This is a genomic window from Pseudomonas sp. VMV1, from assembly GCF_056790235.1.
This window is the reverse complement of the sequence record NZ_JBXGSE010000001.1, coordinates 618,606-634,098: the sequence shown is the minus strand read 5'-3', so window position 1 is coordinate 634,098 and position 15,493 is coordinate 618,606. Positions and strand designations below refer to the sequence as shown.

Genomic DNA, 15,493 nt, shown 5'->3' with positions numbered 1-15,493 from the left:
ATGGCACTGACCCCGCTCACGCCAGTCAGGTACGTCATGGACAACCCCTTCCAGCTCATCGCCGCGGCTTTCGAGCACGACTTTCGGGTCAACTTTCGCATCGAACGCCTCGACGGCAGCGTCAGCCTGACGCTGTCCGACGACAATGGCGTCAAGGTAAAGCGGTTGATCAGCAAGCAGCAGCTGCACGATCAGACCCGACTCGCGCGCCTGATCGATAGCATTCGTCTGGGTATTGCCATTGATGAGGGCCATGGCGTCAGCGCTCTGCTGGCGGGCGGCAGCGGCACGGTAAACCACCTCAGCGTGGCGAATTAAGGCAGGAACAGGACCATGCAAACCACGGAAGGCATGACCAGCAGTCTCGTGCAGACCTCAGGCCCTGGGACGCTCCTCGATAACGTGGGCGCAGTTACGCCGCTCCCGTCAGTCGGCGTCTCGCTGTATCAGCTGACCTGCGCACGACTCGACGAGCAATTGGCCCCGCTCAAGGTATGGCCGACGCTGCCGGATCGCACCGGGCGCTTTTCCTTCACGCTATTGGATAGGTGTGGGCGCATCCTCTATCGCTCGCCGGCCTTGCGCCAGGCGTTGTATCGGGAAGAGGAACTGCTCAACGGTGTGATCGCCAGTGCTCGGCTGGCTGCCGTACAAGCCGGACAGGGCTTCCCGTCCTGGGGCGTGATGGACGTTGCGTGCCCCATGTACGCGCTGCCCGCGATGCAACTTCCCTGCGGAGATTGTCGTCTGTTGAAGTGCAAGAGCTAGACAATCGACCTTGGACATACCGCTAAAGGCGGCCAAGTACTTGTTTGCCATCTGTAATCTTCAGTATTCGAGACCAACGAATGCAGGGCATCCGTACTGCAAGTCTCGAGCTGAAGTCTTCTGCTGCCTATCCCTTATTCGGAATATCTCAGCATATTGGCTCCGGTGGCGCGTAGCACGGCCATGGATTGCGGTGCCAAGGCTCCGGCCCGCAACGACACGTCCTTGCGAACTTCGTCGATCACCGTTTTCAGCAGCTGGCTCTCACCGAGCTGCCGGGCGCTGACCACCCGGTTCACCCGTGCGTCATCACACTGCTGGTCCTGCACCGTCAGCACGATACTGCCGTCAGGGCGAGGCGCCGTGACCGAGCATTTATAAGTACTGAAAGCGGCAGTCAGTCTATCAATGGCGTTTTCCATTCTTCCCCCTCTTATTTGTCTATAAGTGCATGGACGATCAAATACGACGCAACTGACAGTGATAGAAACAGCAAAGTTCTAGCCCAATACTTGAATAAGACGCCCAATGGCGCTAGCACGCCGTTTTGTGAGCCAGCTCTTCTAATCGATTAATAGTGCGGAACTTTTCGAGACCCGAAATCGGTATGGTATGACCATTCGTCCGCTTTGGACCCTTCTATATGCTTTGACCCTTCTATATAGAGAAAGCACTGGAAGGGCGTGCGGCCCCACCCGTGGAACCTTTGGTCGGAGCCCTCACTCGAAAGGCCTGAAACGGATACTCATTGCCTATTCAGGAGCGCCCCATGAACGACAAAATCTCCCCCGTGCTCAAAGACGAGCTTGCCGCTGATATCGATGAGCAGGCACACCAGCAGAACACTGACCGGGTCCGTCGTCATCTGGGCGAGGCCGAGCAGGCGCTGACCGACGAATTCCACACCCTGCTGGCCGACGCCGAGCAGCTGCTCAAGCACACTGCAAGCATGGCTGGCGAGCAGGCAGATGAACTGCGCGCCAAGTTGAGCTCCAGCCTGGAGCGTTCCCGCGACGTGCTCAAGACCAAGCAGGACGACCTCTACCGCCAGGGGGTCGTCGCCAAAGAGACCACCGAGGAATACGTGGTCGACAATCCCTTCAAGGCCCTGGGCATTGCCGCTGGTGTCGGTTTCCTGATCGGCCTGCTGGCATCGCGCCGCTAAGCCTGGGGGATTGCCATGGACACCTCCTCTCCTCCACGGGAGCTGCCTGACGAGGCGCCCAAGCCTTCGGTCAAGCGCCTCGCCGGCGCGGTAGTAGGACTGCTGCAGAGCCACCTGGAATTGCTGGGTATCGAGGTACAGGAAGAGAAGGTTCGTACCTTCCAGCTGTTCCTCTTTACCGGCCTGAGCCTGATCTTTGGCCTGCTGGTGCTGGTAGGCATCTCGGCGGCGGTCATCATCGCCTTCTGGGATACCTATCGCATGACCGCGACTCTGGCGCTGTGCGGCTTCTATGCCGTGGCGCTGGCGATCTGCATCCTGCGAGCCCTTCGCCTGGTCAAGGGCGCCGCGCCTTTCCATGCCACCCTGGAAGAACTGAACCGCAACCGGGAGCGCCTACTGCCATGAACCAGCCGCTTTCCTCTGCCACCAGCCAGGCCAAGCGCAAGGAACTGGTCCGGCTGCGCATGGAGATGTATCGCCAGCAGCTCATCTACAACGCCCAACCCTTGCACAACCCCATCAGCCTTATCGGTGATCTGGTACGACCCAATCGCGACAAGGTCGCCAGCTCGGCGAAGAAGCCGCTGATGCTGGGCGCGACGGTGTTCCTGTCGTTGTTCGGCAAGCGCCTTGGCGCCGTGGGCCGCCTGGCCCGTATCGGCCTGGCGCTGTATCCCATCGTCAATCGATTGCAGAACCGGCATCGCGAACAGGCGGATCATCCGCTACCGCCACCCCGCTGATCATGGACGGCTCCCCAGGGAGCCGTTTTTTCCTCTGGCACCCTTATCGCATGGCAACGGGTCAGGTCGACATCCGCCTGCCTACCTGACGACAAGGAACCGCTCGTGACCAGTGCTCAGCCCTCTGCCTTCTTCCAACCCTTCATCGACACCGCTACCGGACGTATCGCCGGGGTCGAGGCGCTTGGCCGACTGCGCCAGGCCGACGGCAGTCACACCTCCGTCGGGCCCCTGTTTGCCGACCCGCATACCCCGACTGCAGACTTGCTGCACCTTGATCGCACGCTTCGGGAAGATGCCCTGCAGCGCTTCGCCAGCGCACCGGAAGACTGGTTTCTCAGCCTCAACCTGTCGCCACGCTGGATCGGCCAGCTGGAGAGTGGCGCCGACCTGCCCAGCCTGGTGCAGCTGGAACGCTCTGGGGTCGCGCCCAGCCGGGTCGTCTACGAGATCACTGAGGCTGCCGGCGATCTGCCGCGCCTGACCGAGGCCGTGGCCCGCTATCGGGAACGCGGCATCCGCATCGCCATCGATGATTTCGGTTCCGGCTATTCGCAACTCGATCGGGTGCTGGACCTGCAACCCGACATTCTCAAGCTGGATATGCGGCTGTTCCAGGCCGCTGCCCGGGGCGGTCCCCGCGGCGATGCGGTCAAGGCCCTGGCGCAGATGGCGGAAAAGACCGGCTGCTGGCTCATCGCCGAAGGTGTCGAAACCGAGACCGAACTGGATTTCGCGCTGGAGTGCGGCTCACGTTATGTCCAGGGTTTCCTGTTCGCCCAGGCCACCCATGAGCTGAGCGCCAGTGACCGCTACCAGGAGCGCTTCGCCGCCCTGCGCAGTCGCTTCGTCGACGGCAAGCTGGTTCAGCAGACCCAGCTGCTCGCCTTGCGCCAGCGGCTCGCCGATTTCGTCACCCGGCTGAAACCCTGGGCGGAACACGGCGGCCCCCTGAGCGCCCTGCCCGATCCCCACGCCTTTCCCGGCCTGCTGCGCATCTACCAGTGCGACCACGCCGGCACCCAGATCACCCCCAACCTGGAATGGAACGGCATGTTCTGGCGCGAGAACCGGCGTTACCTCAACCATAACTGGTCCTGGCGTCCCTACTTCTATGCACTGCTGGCCGAGGGCTGGAACGAGCGCCGGTTGGCGCTCTCGACGGTGTATCGTGATGCCACGACCAACCAGTACTGCCTGACCGCCAGCCAGTTCCTGGAAAGCGGTCAGCGCCTGCTGCTGATCGACCTGGACGCCAGCCAACTGCCGGGTTTTGCCAACTGAGGGGTGATGATCGTATGTTGCCGAGGTCAGAACGCAGAAGCGCCGAACGGTAACCGCCGGCGTCCCCTAAACGGTGATAGCTCGAGGATGGCCTTGGACTGGCAGACACTTCTTATCCGCGAACGGCTGGGCAAACCCCTGCACAGCCCGGATGAACTGGGGCGCAGCCCCTTTCACAAGGACCACGATCGCATCATCTTTTCCGGCGCTTTCCGCCGGCTGGGCCGCAAGACCCAGGTCCACCCCGTGACCAGCAACGATCATATCCACACGCGCCTGACCCATAGCCTGGAGGTCAGCTGCGTCGGCCGTTCCCTGGGCATGCGCGTGGGCGAGAGTCTCAGAGGCGACCTGCCCGAGTGGTGTGACCCGAGCGATCTCGGCATGGTGGTGCAATCTGCCTGCCTGGCCCATGACATCGGCAACCCGCCATTCGGCCATTCCGGCGAAGACGCCATTCGCTACTGGTTCACCCAGGCGGCCGGACGCGGCTGGCTGGATGACATGAGCGAAGCGGAGCGCCAGGATTTCCTGCACTTCGAAGGCAATGCCCAGGGCTTCCGGGTGCTGACCCAGCTCGAATACCACCAGTTCGACGGCGGCACCCGCCTGACCTACGCGACCCTAGGTACCTATCTCAAGTACCCCTGGACATCACGCTATGCCGCGGCGCCTGGCTACAAGAAACACAAGTTCGGCTGCTACCAGAGCGAATTGCCGTTGCTGGAACAGATCGCCGAAAAGCTCGAACTGCCTCTGCTGGGTCCCGAGCGTTGGGCACGGCATCCCCTGGTCTACCTCATGGAGGCCGCCGACGACATCTGCTACGGCCTGATCGACCTGGAAGACGGCCTGGAGATGGAGCTGCTGGACTATGCCGAGGTCGAGGCGCTGCTGCTGGGCCTGGTCGGCGACGACCTGCCCGAGACCTATCGCCAGCTGGGTCCGCGCGACTCCCGCCGGCGCAAGCTGGCGATCCTGCGCGGCAAGGCCATCGAACACCTGACCAACGCCACCGCCCGCGCCTTCGTCGAACAGCAGGACGCCCTGCTCGCCGGCACCCTGGGTGATGACCTGGTCGAGCACATGGCCGGTCCGGCCAAGCTCTGCGTGCAGCGCGCCAAGGCGCTGGCCCGGGAAAAGATCTTTCACGACAAGCGCAAGACCCTCCACGAGATCGGTGCCTACACTACCCTGGAGATCCTGCTCAACGCCTTCTGCGGCGCTGCCCTGGAACAGCATCGGGGCCGCGAGCCGTCCTTCAAGAGTCGGCGTATCCTCGACCTGCTGGGCAACAGCGCCCCGGATCCCTCCTGGACCCTGCACCAGGCCTTCATGCGGGTGATCGACTTCATCGCCGGCATGACCGACAGCTACGCCACCGCCATGGCGGCCGAGATGACCGGGCGTTCGAACCCGGTCTAAAGGAGTGCCAAGATGGCCACCGCTACCCGATCGCGCAAGGGCCCCGGCAGTCGCTGGCTGGCAGCCCAGGGCTGGAAGGCCTTTCCCTTCCAGCGCGAGGTGGCCAAGGCCATCGCCGCCGGAGAATCCGGCCTGCTGCATGCCACTACCGGTTCCGGCAAGACCTACGCGGTCTGGCTGGCGGCCCTGGATGCCTTCGTGGCGCCCAAGCCGATCACCGCCAAGGGGCTGCCCAGCAAGCGCAAGCAGGCGCCACCGCCGCTCACGGTGCTCTGGCTGACGCCCATGCGCGCGCTGGCGGCGGACACCCTGCGTGCCCTGGAGCGTCCGGTACTCGAGGATGAGCTGGAGTGGACCCTGGGCCTGCGCACCGGTGATACCGGTAGCAGCGAGCGGGCGCGACAGAATCGCCGCCTGCCGACGGCCCTGGTAACCACTCCCGAAAGTCTGTCGCTGCTGCTGTCGCGGGAGGACGCCCAGGAAGCCCTGGGTCATGTCCGCCTGGTAGTCATCGATGAATGGCACGAACTGCTTGGCAACAAGCGCGGTACCCAGACCCAACTCGCCCTGGCCCGCCTGCGCCGCTGGAACCCCGGCCTGCAGACCTGGGGCCTGTCGGCGACCCTGGGCAACCAGGCTCACGCGCTGGATGTCCTGCTGGCCGGAGAACCGGGACACCTGGTGCAGGGCCGCCAGGACAAGCGCCTGCAGGTGGATACCCTGCTGCCCCAGGGCGGAGTCGAGCGCTTCGCCTGGGCCGGGCACCTGGGCATGCGCCTGCTGCAGCAGGTGATCCGCGAACTCGAAGACAGTCCCACCACTCTGGTCTTCACCAATACCCGGGCACAGACCGAGCTCTGGTACCAGGCCCTGCTGCAGGCACGCCCGGACTGGGCCGGTCTGATCGCCCTGCACCACGGCTCCATCGAGAAGCAGGCCAGAGAATGGGTGGAGAGTGGCCTCAAGAATGGCCAGCTCAAGGCGGTGATCTGTACCTCCAGTCTCGACCTCGGCGTGGACTTCCTGCCCGTGGAGCGGGTACTGCAGATCGGCTCGCCCAAGAGCATCGCTCGCCTGCTGCAACGCGCCGGCCGTAGTGGTCACGCCCCGGGGCGCGCTTCCCGCGCGACCCTGGTGCCTACCTACAGCCTCGACCTGCTGGATGCGGCCGCCACCCGCCGCGCCATCACGGCCGGGGAGATCGAGGCCCGCGCGGCCCCAGTCAAGCCCCTCGATGTCCTGGTGCAGCACCTGGTGACCGTGGCCCTGGGGGGCGGCTTCGAACCAGGGGACCTGCTGCTGGAAATCCGTAGTGCCTGGGCCTATCGCGGCCTTAGTGACGGCGAATGGGCCTGGGCTCTCGCCTTCGTCCGCACTGGCGGCGCCTCCCTGTCGGCCTATCCGGACTATCGCCGCGCCGAGCCGGATGCCGAGGGCATCTGGCGCGTCCCCGACAAGCAGCTGGCCAAGCGACATCGCCTGGGCATAGGCACCATCGTCAGCGAGACCAGCCTCAACGTGCAATTCTGGTCCAAGGGCGGCGGTGGCAATCGCCTGGGCAACATCGAGGAAGGCTTCATCGCCCGCCTGCGCCCTGGTGATCACTTTCTCTTCGCTGGCCGTACCCTGGAACTGGTGCGGGTGGAAAACATGACGGTATACGTGCGCCGCGCCAGCGGTCGCAAGGCCGCCATCCCACGCTGGAGCGGCAGCCGCATGCCGCTTTCGGACACCCTGGCCAAGCATGTTTTGGCCCTGCTCGAAGATGCCGAGGCCCAACGTTACGAGAGTCCGGAAATGCGGTTGCTGCAGCCGCTGCTGGATGTCCAGCGGCAATGGTCGGCGCTGCCCAGCGCCCACTACCTGCTCGCCGAGACCCTGGAATCCCGCGAGGGCTCGCACCTCTTTCTCTATCCCTTCGCTGGCCGCCACGCCCATCTCGGACTGGCCAGCCTGCTCGCCTGGCGCCTGGCGCAGCGCCGCCCCTGCACCTTTTCCATCGCCGTCAACGACTATGGCCTGGAGCTGGTCTCACCCGTCAGCCTGGACTGGGAAGAGCTGCTCGATGCCAGCCTCTTCACCACCGACAACCTGATCAGTGACACCCTGGAAAGCCTCAACGCCGCCGAACTCGCCCAGCGGCGCTTTCGCGAGATCGCCCGCATCTCCGGGCTGATCTTTTCCGGCTATCCGGGCGCGCACAAGAGCAACCGCCAGCTACAGGCCAGCAGCAGCCTCTTCTATCAGGTCTTTCGTCAGTACGATCCGGATAACCTGCTGCTCGGCCAGGCTCAGACCGAGGTGCTGCGCCAGGAGCTCGACGCCGATCGGCTGCAGCAGACACTGACCCGTACCGGCGCGCTGCCCCTGCGCCTGGTGACTCTCGATCACCCCTCGCCGTTCGCCTTGCCGCTCATGGTGGAGCGCCTGCGCGAAAGCCTGAGCTCGGAAAAGCTGGCCGATCGCATCACCCGCTTGGTCGGCGACCTAGAACGCGAAGCCGGGCCGGACGAGCGAGCCCGCGCCTTCGACCCCGAATCCCTGGTGCAGCCCAGCCATGACAGCGATCTGACACCCCGTCGCGGCGCTAGTCCGCGGCGTCCTCGCGTACAGAAATCCGGTCGTCCTCGATAACGATCCGTCCCTGGCGATAGAGATGGCCGATGGCTTTCTTGAAGTTGCCCTTGCTGACGCCAAACAGCTGATGGATCAGCGCGGGCGGACTGCTGTCGCTGAGCTCCAGCACTCCACCGCGGGCTCTCGCCAGGCCAAGGATCTGCTCGGCAAGGTCGTTACCGGCGGCCGCACCCTGGGGCTGCAGGGTCAGGCTGATCTTGCCGTCCGCCCGTACCTCACGAATGAAGCCTCGCTCGCGCTGCCCCAGCCGCAGGGGCTTGAAGGCCTCGTTGCGATGCACCAGACCCCAGTGCTTGTTGTCGACGATCACCTTGTAGCCCAGGTCGGTCTGCTCGACGACCAGCAAGGGCACCGGCTGGCCGGCCTTGTAGCGTGGCGCCTCGCGATCCAGGTAGCGATCCAGCCGCGCGGTGGCGACGATCCGCCGGGTACGGGCATCCAGATGCACGTGCACCACGCAATGATCACCCACCTGCAGGGGACGCTTCTCCTCGGAATGCGGCAGCAACAGATCCTTGGGTAGCCCCCAGTCAAGGAAGATCCCGACCCGACCGACTTCCACCACGCGCAGGCTGGCGAAGCCGCCAACCTGCACTTTCGGCTTCTCGGTGGTGGCGATCAGCCGGTCCTCGCTGTCCAGGTAGAGGAACACATTGAGCCAATCACCTTCGGCACAGGGTTCGTCACGCGGGGCATAGCGACGCGGCAGCAGAACCTCGCCGTCGTTGCCCGCGTCAAGGAACAGACCGATGGGTGTATTGCGCAAAATCTGCAAGCTGTTGAAACGACCCAGCAAGGCCATGAACGGAGACTCCTGTAGAAAGCGGCCCATTTTACCGCGATCATCAGAGCCGGCGCTTGATAGCTATGCCTCACCCTTGAAACAGGTGCGCAGGATCATGGAGGGAGTCGCTGCCGGCACCGCGTTGCTCGTGTACCAGACACTGACCTAATTCCCTTCATGCCTCTCCACTGCTCGGCGCCATGCCGTGCCGTGGAAACACCCGCACGGCAACTGGCTCAAGCCTCGGCGCGAACGGTGTACCTGGCAGCTAGAGGAGGTTGAGGTCTTACAGGCGCGCCTGAACTCAGGCCGTGAGGCAGTCCTGGGCGATTGGAATCTCGATGAAGAGACCCACAGCATCAGCTTCGACACGCATGGCCGCCACTACCGTATTCAGCAGGAACGGATTGCTGGCCTGCTCGTTGGTCAGTATTCGCTGAGTCAGCTTAATCGACTGGTGGGCATGATAGACCGCTACCAATATTTCATTGAGGTTCAGGCGGCGCAGCTCGACACGGTAGCCAGCGAGCCCTTGGCTCAATGCGCGTCCTGCGCTTTCGAGTCCGTTTTTCACAGTAGTTCCTTGGACCGTTGCGGTCCGGGGGTAATGATTCGGACAAGATAATATCACCTAGCCACTACCAAAATTGAGCAGCTCATCACCCTTCCGACACCACTGGCCCAAGACCGCCCGTGCCACCGTTGAGCTTCTGTCCTCAAACGCCGAGCGGCTGCTTCGGCTTGCTGAAAAACCTATGCTCGCAGTGGAGTCGGCTCCTCGATCGGCGACCTTCTTCCGGGTACAGGATGGGGGGCACCCAGCGTCTTCATGGCATTTGAAGCGAGCGGTCGTCTCGCTCAGCCAGAGGTGCGCGCTACATCCGGACGCCGTTGTCAGCTGTTTGAGGCTCCGCGATCAGCAGCCAGGGGTACCGACCGCTAAGCTGCGCACTGTTCCGCAGATGCCCCTCGGCGAGTACCTAGATGTTCATAGGGCCCTGAAAAACCTGACAAACCTTTGGACAGGCCTCATCGATAGGCGGAGGTGAGGCCCTGCGCAGTGACTAGATCGCAACACGTTGTGCATAGAAAACGATTCAGCACGGATCGCTTCGCACAGTCTCCCCGTTCCATGCCCAGGGTCGCACCCTGCCGCCCTCTTCCACCATCAGTTCGCCGCGCCAGATGCCGCTTCGACCATGGTCGGTAAAGTCAACATCGAGCAGCTCAAAGGTCTTGTTTTGCGCAAGCCAGTCTGAGACCATCCATCGCTGTCAGGTGAGGCTGTCTCTACAAAGCGGCTCACCTGTCGAGAACCTGGAGTACATCAGGGCCAGCTTTCGCGGCATGGGTTTCTCCTCGTTTCAAAACTGTCGTCCTCGTGGACAACAACGTCATCTTATTCAAGGAGAAATCCATGTCTACTCGCCAAACTGGCACCGTCAAGTGGTTCAACGACGAGAAAGGCTTCGGCTTCATCACCCCCCAGAGCGGCCCGGACGTGTTCGTTCACTACCGTTCCATCCAGGGTAACGGCTTCAAGAGCCTGCAAGAAGGCCAGGCTGTTTCCTTCCTGGTCGTGCAAGGCCAGAAAGGCCTGCAGGCTGATGAGGTGCAGGTGATCTAATCACCCGCCTTCTCGAAAAAGCCCAACCCCGGTTGGGCTTTTTTTTGCGCGGACGTTGGCCCCTGCCAGCTTTCGCTATCGCCGCTTAGGGATGAGGTGCGTTTCATGAAGACTCTCGCTGCCCTGCTCTGCCTGCTTCTGCTCGCTGGTTGCGCCGCTTTTCCCGGTGACGAACTCTCTTCCCAGGCATTCCGCGCGCCCCTGAGCGCCCCACCACAGCGCCCCAATGTGCTGGTGGAATTCAATTTCTATCGTGGCACTGTCGAGGACGCCAAGGACGCGACGTCGATCGCCGTCGCCCGCGAAGGCCTGAAGCCCCGGCTGCGCGAGATCCTGGCAGGCTCCAGGCTGTTCAACCGCATCACCCTGGTGCCGGAACCCGGCAGACCCGATGACGCCTTGCTGCGCCTCAAGCTGTACAACAGCACCTCCTACGCCGCCGCCATCGCCAGCGGGCTGATCACCGGTGCTACCTTCTTTCTCGTCCCGGGTACCGCCAAGGACGACTATGTGCTGACCGCCGAATGGATTGCGCCCGACGGCAGCTCACCCACGCGAGTGCGAAATGCCAGTTCGGTACGTACCTGGATGGGAGTCTGGTTCCTGCCGCTGGCCGCCAGCCACCAGGCCGGGACCGCCATCGAAGAAACCTTCGCTCGCCAGGTCAGCGATGCGCTGCGCCAGCTGCAGGCCGCCGGCGTGTTCGCCGACCGCTCCTCGCCCCAGGGGAACGGCGAAACGCCTGCGCCGGTCACACCTTGACAGGTAATCACGTAGACGAGGATCCCATGGCCGAAGAAAAGCGCAAAGCCGACGAACGCGAACTGCCCAAGGACGAAAAGCCCCTGCGCACCGAGCACGCCAAGACCGACGACGGGCGCGATCCGCCTTCGCCAAACAGTCCGGACCGTACCAAGGACGCCACCGGCTACAACTGATCCCGTCCTTTCCAGAAACGACCGCTTCGGCGGTCGTTTCTTTATCCGCGCCCTGCCCCTTGGGGTTGGCTCGCCCCTCCCTCCTTACTGCATAATGCCCACACTCCGACGTCTATCGGCCCCTTTTCTCTTCAACTAGGCCGGTACCCTGCCAAGGTGTGTGTCCCGATGCGAAAGACCTTCCGATCTCTGGGCCTGCTGCTGAGCTGCTGCGCCCTGGGCTTTTCCCTGCCCGTCAGTGCCGATACCTCCTTTCTGCCGCCGCGAATCGAAAAGGCGATGCAGACCAACAAGATTCCCGGCAGCGACCTGTCGCTGGTCATGCTGCCGCTGGATGGCCCCGGCGAGAACGACTACTACAACGCCGACGTTTCGGTGAATCCGGCTTCGACCATGAAGCTGATCACCACCTACGCGGCTCTGGAACTGCTGGGTCCCACCTATCAATGGAAGACCGAGTTCTATACCGACGGCACCCTCAAGGACGGCATCCTCAACGGCAACCTCTACCTCAAGGGTGGCGGCGATCCCAAGCTGAACATGGAGCGGCTCTGGCTGCTCATGCGCGACCTGCGGGCCAATGGCGTGCTGGAAGTCACTGGTGACCTGGTGCTGGATCGAAGTCGCTTCGTGAAGCCCAACCTGCCCGCCTTCAACGACGATGGCGACGACGAGAACAAGACCTTCCTGGTCGGGCCGGACTCGCTGCTGGTCAATCTCAAGTCGGTGCGCATGGTGGTCCGCTCGGCCGATGGCCGGGTCAGCGTATCCATGGATCCGCCGCTGACCAACGTCAACATCGACAACCAGATGCGTGCCACCGGCAAGAGCGGTTGCCCGGCCTGGCCCGAAGTGCGCTTCAATCCGGTGCCTCAGGCCGATGGCAGCACCAGCCTGGTGGTCAGTGGGCAGTTGCCGGACGGCTGCAACGCCCAGAGCTATCTGTCGCTGCTCGACCACCCGGCCTATACCGCCGGCGCGGTCCGGGCCATCTGGCAGGAACTGGGTGGCAGCATCAAGGGCCGTACCCGTGAAGGCAGCGTGCCGCGCAATGCCGAGGTGCTGGCACGGGCCTTCTCACCGGATGTGGTCGAGATCATTCGCGACATCAACAAGTACAGCAACAACACCATGGCCCAGCAGCTGTTCCTATCCATAGGTGCACAATTCCGCACCTCGGCGGATGCCGACGATGGCAAGGCAGCGCTGCGGGTCATCCGCTCGTGGCTGGCGCGCAAGGGCATCAATGCCAGTCACCTGATCATGGAGAACGGCTCTGGTCTGTCACGGACCGAGCGGGTCAGTGCCCGGGAGATGGCCGAAATCCTGCGCGCGGCATGGCAGAGCCCCTATGGGCCGGAATTCATCGCTTCCCTGCCCCTGGCTGGCATGGACGGCACCCTGCGCAAGCGCATGAAGAATTCGCCGCTGACCGGCCAGGCGCACATGAAGACCGGCACCCTGAACAACGTACGAGCCCTGGCGGGCTTCGTCCGGGATGCCAACGCCCGCAGCTGGGTAGTGGTCGCCATCCTCAACAGCAGCCGTCCCTGGGGGGCCTCGTCCATCCTGGATGAGGTCGTGCTGGATCTCTATCAGCGCAGTCGCCAGGACGGCGCGGCCAACTAGCGCCCAAAACAAAACCGGAGTCCGCTCTCACGGACTCCGGTTTTGTTTACAGCACTCGGCAAGGCAGGCCGGAAAACCGACGTTACCGCGCTGCACCGACTTGGGCAAGGACTTTGTCCGATGCACCTTTGCAGGGCATTTTCAGCGCGACACCCCTTGCTAGATCATGCCCAGTAGCAGCAATACCAGCAGCACGACCAGGATGGCACCCACGATGCCGGACGGGCCGTAACCCCAGCTGCGCGAATGCGGAAACACTGGAAGTCCGCCAATGAGCAGGACCAGCAGCACCAGAACCAGGATGGTCGAGAGAGTCATCTGCCATTCTCCATGAAGGCCAAGGGTCGACCGTCGCCGTAATCGGATGATACGAAGCAACGGGCCTATTCCATGGACCTGCGCCGGTGGCGGAAAATCCCAAGGTTGTCAGGCGACCTGCAGCAACCCCTGCCAGATCTGATTTGTCGCACGAAAAAAAGCCCGGATCGTTGCCGATCCGGGCTTCGTTCTAGCGCCATGGGTGGTTAGTGGGAGACCGCACCACTGGAACCCAGACCCGTCTGGGATCTGACGAACTGCGGATAGAAGCGAGCCCGCTCCTCTTCACCAGCCGCCGACTTGTCGGTGATGGAGAAGAACCAGATACCGATGAAGGCCACGGCGATGGAGAACAGTGCCGGGTATTCATAGGGGTAGATGGGCTTGGCATGACCGAGGATGGTCACCCAGATGGTCGGGCCGAGCACCATCAGCGTCACCGCCGTGATCAGGCCGAGCCAGCCACCGATCATGGCGCCACGGGTGGTCAGGCGCTTCCAGTACATCGAGAGCAGCAGGACCGGGAAGTTGCAGCTGGCAGCGATAGAGAACGCCAGGCCCACCATGAAGGCGATGTTCTGCTTCTCGAAGAGAATCCCCAGGGCGATGGCGACGACGCCCAGGGCCACGGTGGTGATCTTGGAGACGCGGATTTCGTCCTTCTCGTTGGCCTGGCCCTTCTTGATCACGCTGGCGTAGAGGTCATGGGACACCGCCGAGGCGCCGGCCAGGGTCAGACCGGCGACCACCGCCAGGATGGTGGCGAAGGCTACCGCCGAAATGAAGCCCAGGAAGATGCTGCCACCCACGGCGTTGGCCAGGTGCACGGCCGCCATGTTGTTACCGCCCAGCAGAGCACCTGCGGCATCCTTGAAGGCCGGGTTGGTGCTGACCAGCAGGATGGCGCCAAAGCCGATGATGAAGGTCAAGATGTAGAAGTAGCCGATGAAGCCGGTAGCGTAGAACACGCTCTTGCGGGCTTCCTTGGCGTCGCTCACGGTAAAGAAGCGCATCAGGATGTGCGGTAGGCCGGCAGTACCGAACATCAGCGCCAGGCCAAGGGAGAAGGCCGAGATCGGATCCTTCACCAGACCGCCGGGGCTCATGATCGCCTCGCCTTTCGGGTGTACCGCGATGGCTTCGGCGAACAGCCGATTGAAGTCGAAGCCCACGTGTTTCATCACCATGAAGGCCATGAAGCTGGCACCGGACAGCAGCAGCACCGCCTTGATGATCTGCACCCAGGTGGTGGCCAGCATGCCGCCAAAGAGCACATAGAGCACCATCAGAATGCCCACCAGCACCACGGCGATGCTGTAGTCCAGACCGAACAGCAGCTGGATCAGCTTGCCGGCGCCGACCATCTGGGCGATCAGGTAGAGCGCGACCACCACCAGCGAACCGCAGGCGGACAGGGTGCGAATGTCCTTTTGCTTGAGGCGATAGGACGCCACATCGGCGAAGGTGTACTTGCCCAGGTTGCGCAGGCGCTCGGCGATCAGGAACAGGATGATCGGCCAGCCCACCAGGAAGCCGATGGAGTAGATCAGGCCGTCGTAGCCCGAGGTGAACACCAGCGCGGAAATACCGAGGAAGGAGGCGGCCGACATGTAGTCACCGGCAATGGCCAGGCCATTCTGGAAACCGGTGATGCGGCCACCCGCGGCGTAGTAGTCCGCAGCCGAACGGTTGCGTTTGGAAGCCCAGTAGGTAATGCCCAGGGTGGCCCCGACAAAGACCACGAACATCAGGATGGCGGAGATGTTCAGCGGCTGGCGCTGGACGGCGCCCGTAAGGGCATCGGCGGCCCAGAGCGAAGGCGACAGGGCGAGCAGCCCGCTGGCCAGGAGTAGACGTCTCATGGCTGCACCTCCCGGAGGATTTCCGCGTTGAGCCGATCGAATTCGCCATTGGCCCGGCGCACGTAGATACCCGTCAGCACGAAGGCCGAGAGAATCAGACCGACGCCCAGGGGAATGCCCCAGGTCATGGCGGTCTCCGCATGGATACGGGTACCGAGGACCTTGGGCGCGAAGGCGATCAAAAGGATGAAGGCGGCATAGAGTCCGAGCATGATGGCGGAAAGCGTCCAGGCAAAACGCCCGCGCTTGCGCACCAGTTCTTGGAAACGCGGACTGGCTTCAATCCGCCGGTAGGTGCTGTCATTCATTA

The 15,493-nt window shown here is 63.0% G+C and carries 18 protein-coding genes; 12 read left to right on the top strand and 6 right to left on the bottom strand.

All coding sequences use genetic code 11. From position 1 onward, the window contains the following. The first annotated feature begins 36 nt into the window (after positions 1–36). A complete protein-coding gene (locus ACUCV0_RS02940) occupies positions 37–318 on the top strand; it encodes a DUF3509 domain-containing protein (RefSeq protein WP_059314310.1) in 282 nt (93 codons plus the stop codon). 15 nt (positions 319–333) lie between these two features. Continuing rightward, entirely contained in the window at positions 334–768 is a 435-nt protein-coding gene (locus ACUCV0_RS02935; RefSeq protein ID WP_323148922.1) for a hypothetical protein, read from the top strand. Positions 769–902: 134 nt separating this feature from the next. Here the strand turns inward: ACUCV0_RS02935 and ACUCV0_RS02930 are convergent, their stop codons facing one another. Continuing rightward, the gene (locus tag ACUCV0_RS02930) at positions 903–1,190 is read right to left on the bottom strand and encodes a DUF3509 domain-containing protein (RefSeq protein WP_007159080.1); all 288 of its coding nucleotides are present in this window, start codon (positions 1,188–1,190) and stop codon (positions 903–905) included. A gap of 347 nt (positions 1,191–1,537) precedes the next feature. Between ACUCV0_RS02930 and ACUCV0_RS02925 the strand changes: the two genes are divergently transcribed. The 6 genes from ACUCV0_RS02925 (at position 1,538) to ACUCV0_RS02900 (ending at position 8,022) form a co-directional block, all read left to right on the top strand. Continuing rightward, entirely contained in the window at positions 1,538–1,933 is a 396-nt protein-coding gene (locus ACUCV0_RS02925; RefSeq protein WP_313649011.1) for an ElaB/YgaM/YqjD family protein, read from the top strand. 15 nt (positions 1,934–1,948) lie between these two features. Next, positions 1,949–2,341: a phage holin family protein gene (locus ACUCV0_RS02920; RefSeq protein WP_059314307.1), complete on the top strand. Its 393-nt coding sequence runs from the start codon at positions 1,949–1,951 to the stop codon at positions 2,339–2,341. Next, positions 2,338–2,679 carry a hypothetical protein gene (locus ACUCV0_RS02915; RefSeq protein ID WP_059314306.1) on the top strand — a complete coding sequence of 114 codons (342 nt, stop codon included), beginning with the start codon at positions 2,338–2,340 and terminating at the stop codon, positions 2,677–2,679. Before ACUCV0_RS02920 ends, ACUCV0_RS02915 begins: the two co-directional genes overlap by 4 nt. Before the next feature lie 105 nt (positions 2,680–2,784). Further along, positions 2,785–3,963, top strand: coding sequence for an EAL domain-containing protein (locus tag ACUCV0_RS02910; protein ID WP_482211960.1), 1,179 nt, complete (start codon positions 2,785–2,787; stop codon positions 3,961–3,963). Positions 3,964–4,056: 93 nt separating this feature from the next. Then, positions 4,057–5,388 carry a deoxyguanosinetriphosphate triphosphohydrolase gene (locus tag ACUCV0_RS02905; RefSeq protein ID WP_059316845.1) on the top strand — a complete coding sequence of 444 codons (1,332 nt, stop codon included), beginning with the start codon at positions 4,057–4,059 and terminating at the stop codon, positions 5,386–5,388. A 12-nt stretch (positions 5,389–5,400) separates the two neighbouring features. Then, complete coding sequence (locus ACUCV0_RS02900) at positions 5,401–8,022, top strand: ligase-associated DNA damage response DEXH box helicase (RefSeq protein ID WP_482211959.1); 2,622 nt, start codon at positions 5,401–5,403, stop codon at positions 8,020–8,022. Here the strand turns inward: ACUCV0_RS02900 and ACUCV0_RS02895 are convergent. Together ACUCV0_RS02895 and ACUCV0_RS02890 are read right to left on the bottom strand one after the other, a co-directional pair. Further along, the gene (locus tag ACUCV0_RS02895; protein ID WP_271654400.1) at positions 7,976–8,827 is read right to left on the bottom strand and encodes a CvfB family protein; all 852 of its coding nucleotides are present in this window, start codon (positions 8,825–8,827) and stop codon (positions 7,976–7,978) included. The two genes, ACUCV0_RS02900 and ACUCV0_RS02895, sit on opposite strands and share 47 nt — an antisense overlap. A 286-nt stretch (positions 8,828–9,113) precedes the next feature. Beyond that, positions 9,114–9,383 (bottom strand): hypothetical protein, encoded by a 270-nt coding sequence (locus tag ACUCV0_RS02890; RefSeq protein ID WP_237140581.1) that lies wholly within the window; start codon positions 9,381–9,383, stop codon positions 9,114–9,116. Between the two features lie 843 nt (positions 9,384–10,226). On the opposite strand from ACUCV0_RS02890, the gene ACUCV0_RS02885 reads away from it, so the two are divergent. The 4 genes from ACUCV0_RS02885 (at position 10,227) to dacB (ending at position 13,003) form a co-directional block, all read left to right on the top strand. Further along, a complete protein-coding gene (locus ACUCV0_RS02885; RefSeq protein ID WP_007159089.1) occupies positions 10,227–10,436 on the top strand; it encodes a cold-shock protein in 210 nt (69 codons plus the stop codon). A 105-nt stretch (positions 10,437–10,541) separates the two neighbouring features. After that, positions 10,542–11,198, top strand: a complete 657-nt coding sequence (locus tag ACUCV0_RS02880; protein WP_482211958.1) for a hypothetical protein — start codon at positions 10,542–10,544, stop codon at positions 11,196–11,198. Between the two features lie 26 nt (positions 11,199–11,224). Next, the gene (locus tag ACUCV0_RS02875) at positions 11,225–11,374 is read left to right on the top strand and encodes a hypothetical protein (protein ID WP_017639713.1); all 150 of its coding nucleotides are present in this window, start codon (positions 11,225–11,227) and stop codon (positions 11,372–11,374) included. A gap of 168 nt (positions 11,375–11,542) precedes the next feature. Further along, complete coding sequence (gene dacB / locus ACUCV0_RS02870) at positions 11,543–13,003, top strand: D-alanyl-D-alanine carboxypeptidase/D-alanyl-D-alanine endopeptidase (RefSeq protein WP_271654398.1); 1,461 nt, start codon at positions 11,543–11,545, stop codon at positions 13,001–13,003. A gap of 159 nt (positions 13,004–13,162) precedes the next feature. On the opposite strand, the gene ACUCV0_RS02865 is transcribed toward dacB, so the two are convergent. The 3 genes from ACUCV0_RS02865 to ACUCV0_RS02855 form a co-directional block, all read right to left on the bottom strand. Then, positions 13,163–13,321, bottom strand: a complete 159-nt coding sequence (locus ACUCV0_RS02865) for a DUF3309 family protein (RefSeq protein WP_007159093.1) — start codon at positions 13,319–13,321, stop codon at positions 13,163–13,165. Positions 13,322–13,527: 206 nt separating this feature from the next. Then, the gene (locus tag ACUCV0_RS02860; protein ID WP_271654397.1) at positions 13,528–15,183 is read right to left on the bottom strand and encodes a cation acetate symporter; all 1,656 of its coding nucleotides are present in this window, start codon (positions 15,181–15,183) and stop codon (positions 13,528–13,530) included. Beyond that, a complete protein-coding gene (locus tag ACUCV0_RS02855; protein ID WP_059314298.1) occupies positions 15,180–15,491 on the bottom strand; it encodes a DUF485 domain-containing protein in 312 nt (103 codons plus the stop codon). Before ACUCV0_RS02855 ends, ACUCV0_RS02860 begins: the two co-directional genes overlap by 4 nt. Between the last annotated feature and the right edge of the window lie 2 nt (positions 15,492–15,493).

Excerpts from the sequence above, each read along its gene's own strand:
- ACUCV0_RS02930 (WP_007159080.1), bottom strand. The coding sequence starts at position 1,190 with ATGGAAAACGCCATTGATAGACTGACTGCCGCTTTCAGTACTTATAAA.
- ACUCV0_RS02935 (WP_323148922.1), top strand. The coding sequence starts at position 334 with ATGCAAACCACGGAAGGCATGACCAGCAGTCTCGTGCAGACCTCAGGC.
- dacB (WP_271654398.1), top strand. The coding sequence starts at position 11,543 with ATGCGAAAGACCTTCCGATCTCTGGGCCTGCTGCTGAGCTGCTGCGCC.
- ACUCV0_RS02880 (WP_482211958.1), top strand. The coding sequence starts at position 10,542 with ATGAAGACTCTCGCTGCCCTGCTCTGCCTGCTTCTGCTCGCTGGTTGC.
- ACUCV0_RS02875 (WP_017639713.1), top strand. The coding sequence starts at position 11,225 with ATGGCCGAAGAAAAGCGCAAAGCCGACGAACGCGAACTGCCCAAGGAC.
- ACUCV0_RS02915 (WP_059314306.1), top strand. The coding sequence starts at position 2,338 with ATGAACCAGCCGCTTTCCTCTGCCACCAGCCAGGCCAAGCGCAAGGAA.
- ACUCV0_RS02865 (WP_007159093.1), bottom strand. The coding sequence starts at position 13,321 with ATGACTCTCTCGACCATCCTGGTTCTGGTGCTGCTGGTCCTGCTCATT.
- ACUCV0_RS02895 (WP_271654400.1), bottom strand. The coding sequence starts at position 8,827 with ATGGCCTTGCTGGGTCGTTTCAACAGCTTGCAGATTTTGCGCAATACA.
- ACUCV0_RS02920 (WP_059314307.1), top strand. The coding sequence starts at position 1,949 with ATGGACACCTCCTCTCCTCCACGGGAGCTGCCTGACGAGGCGCCCAAG.
- ACUCV0_RS02885 (WP_007159089.1), top strand. The coding sequence starts at position 10,227 with ATGTCTACTCGCCAAACTGGCACCGTCAAGTGGTTCAACGACGAGAAA.
- ACUCV0_RS02855 (WP_059314298.1), bottom strand. The coding sequence starts at position 15,491 with ATGAATGACAGCACCTACCGGCGGATTGAAGCCAGTCCGCGTTTCCAA.
- ACUCV0_RS02900 (WP_482211959.1), top strand. The coding sequence starts at position 5,401 with ATGGCCACCGCTACCCGATCGCGCAAGGGCCCCGGCAGTCGCTGGCTG.
- ACUCV0_RS02925 (WP_313649011.1), top strand. The coding sequence starts at position 1,538 with ATGAACGACAAAATCTCCCCCGTGCTCAAAGACGAGCTTGCCGCTGAT.
- ACUCV0_RS02940 (WP_059314310.1), top strand. The coding sequence starts at position 37 with ATGGACAACCCCTTCCAGCTCATCGCCGCGGCTTTCGAGCACGACTTT.
- ACUCV0_RS02860 (WP_271654397.1), bottom strand. The coding sequence starts at position 15,183 with ATGAGACGTCTACTCCTGGCCAGCGGGCTGCTCGCCCTGTCGCCTTCG.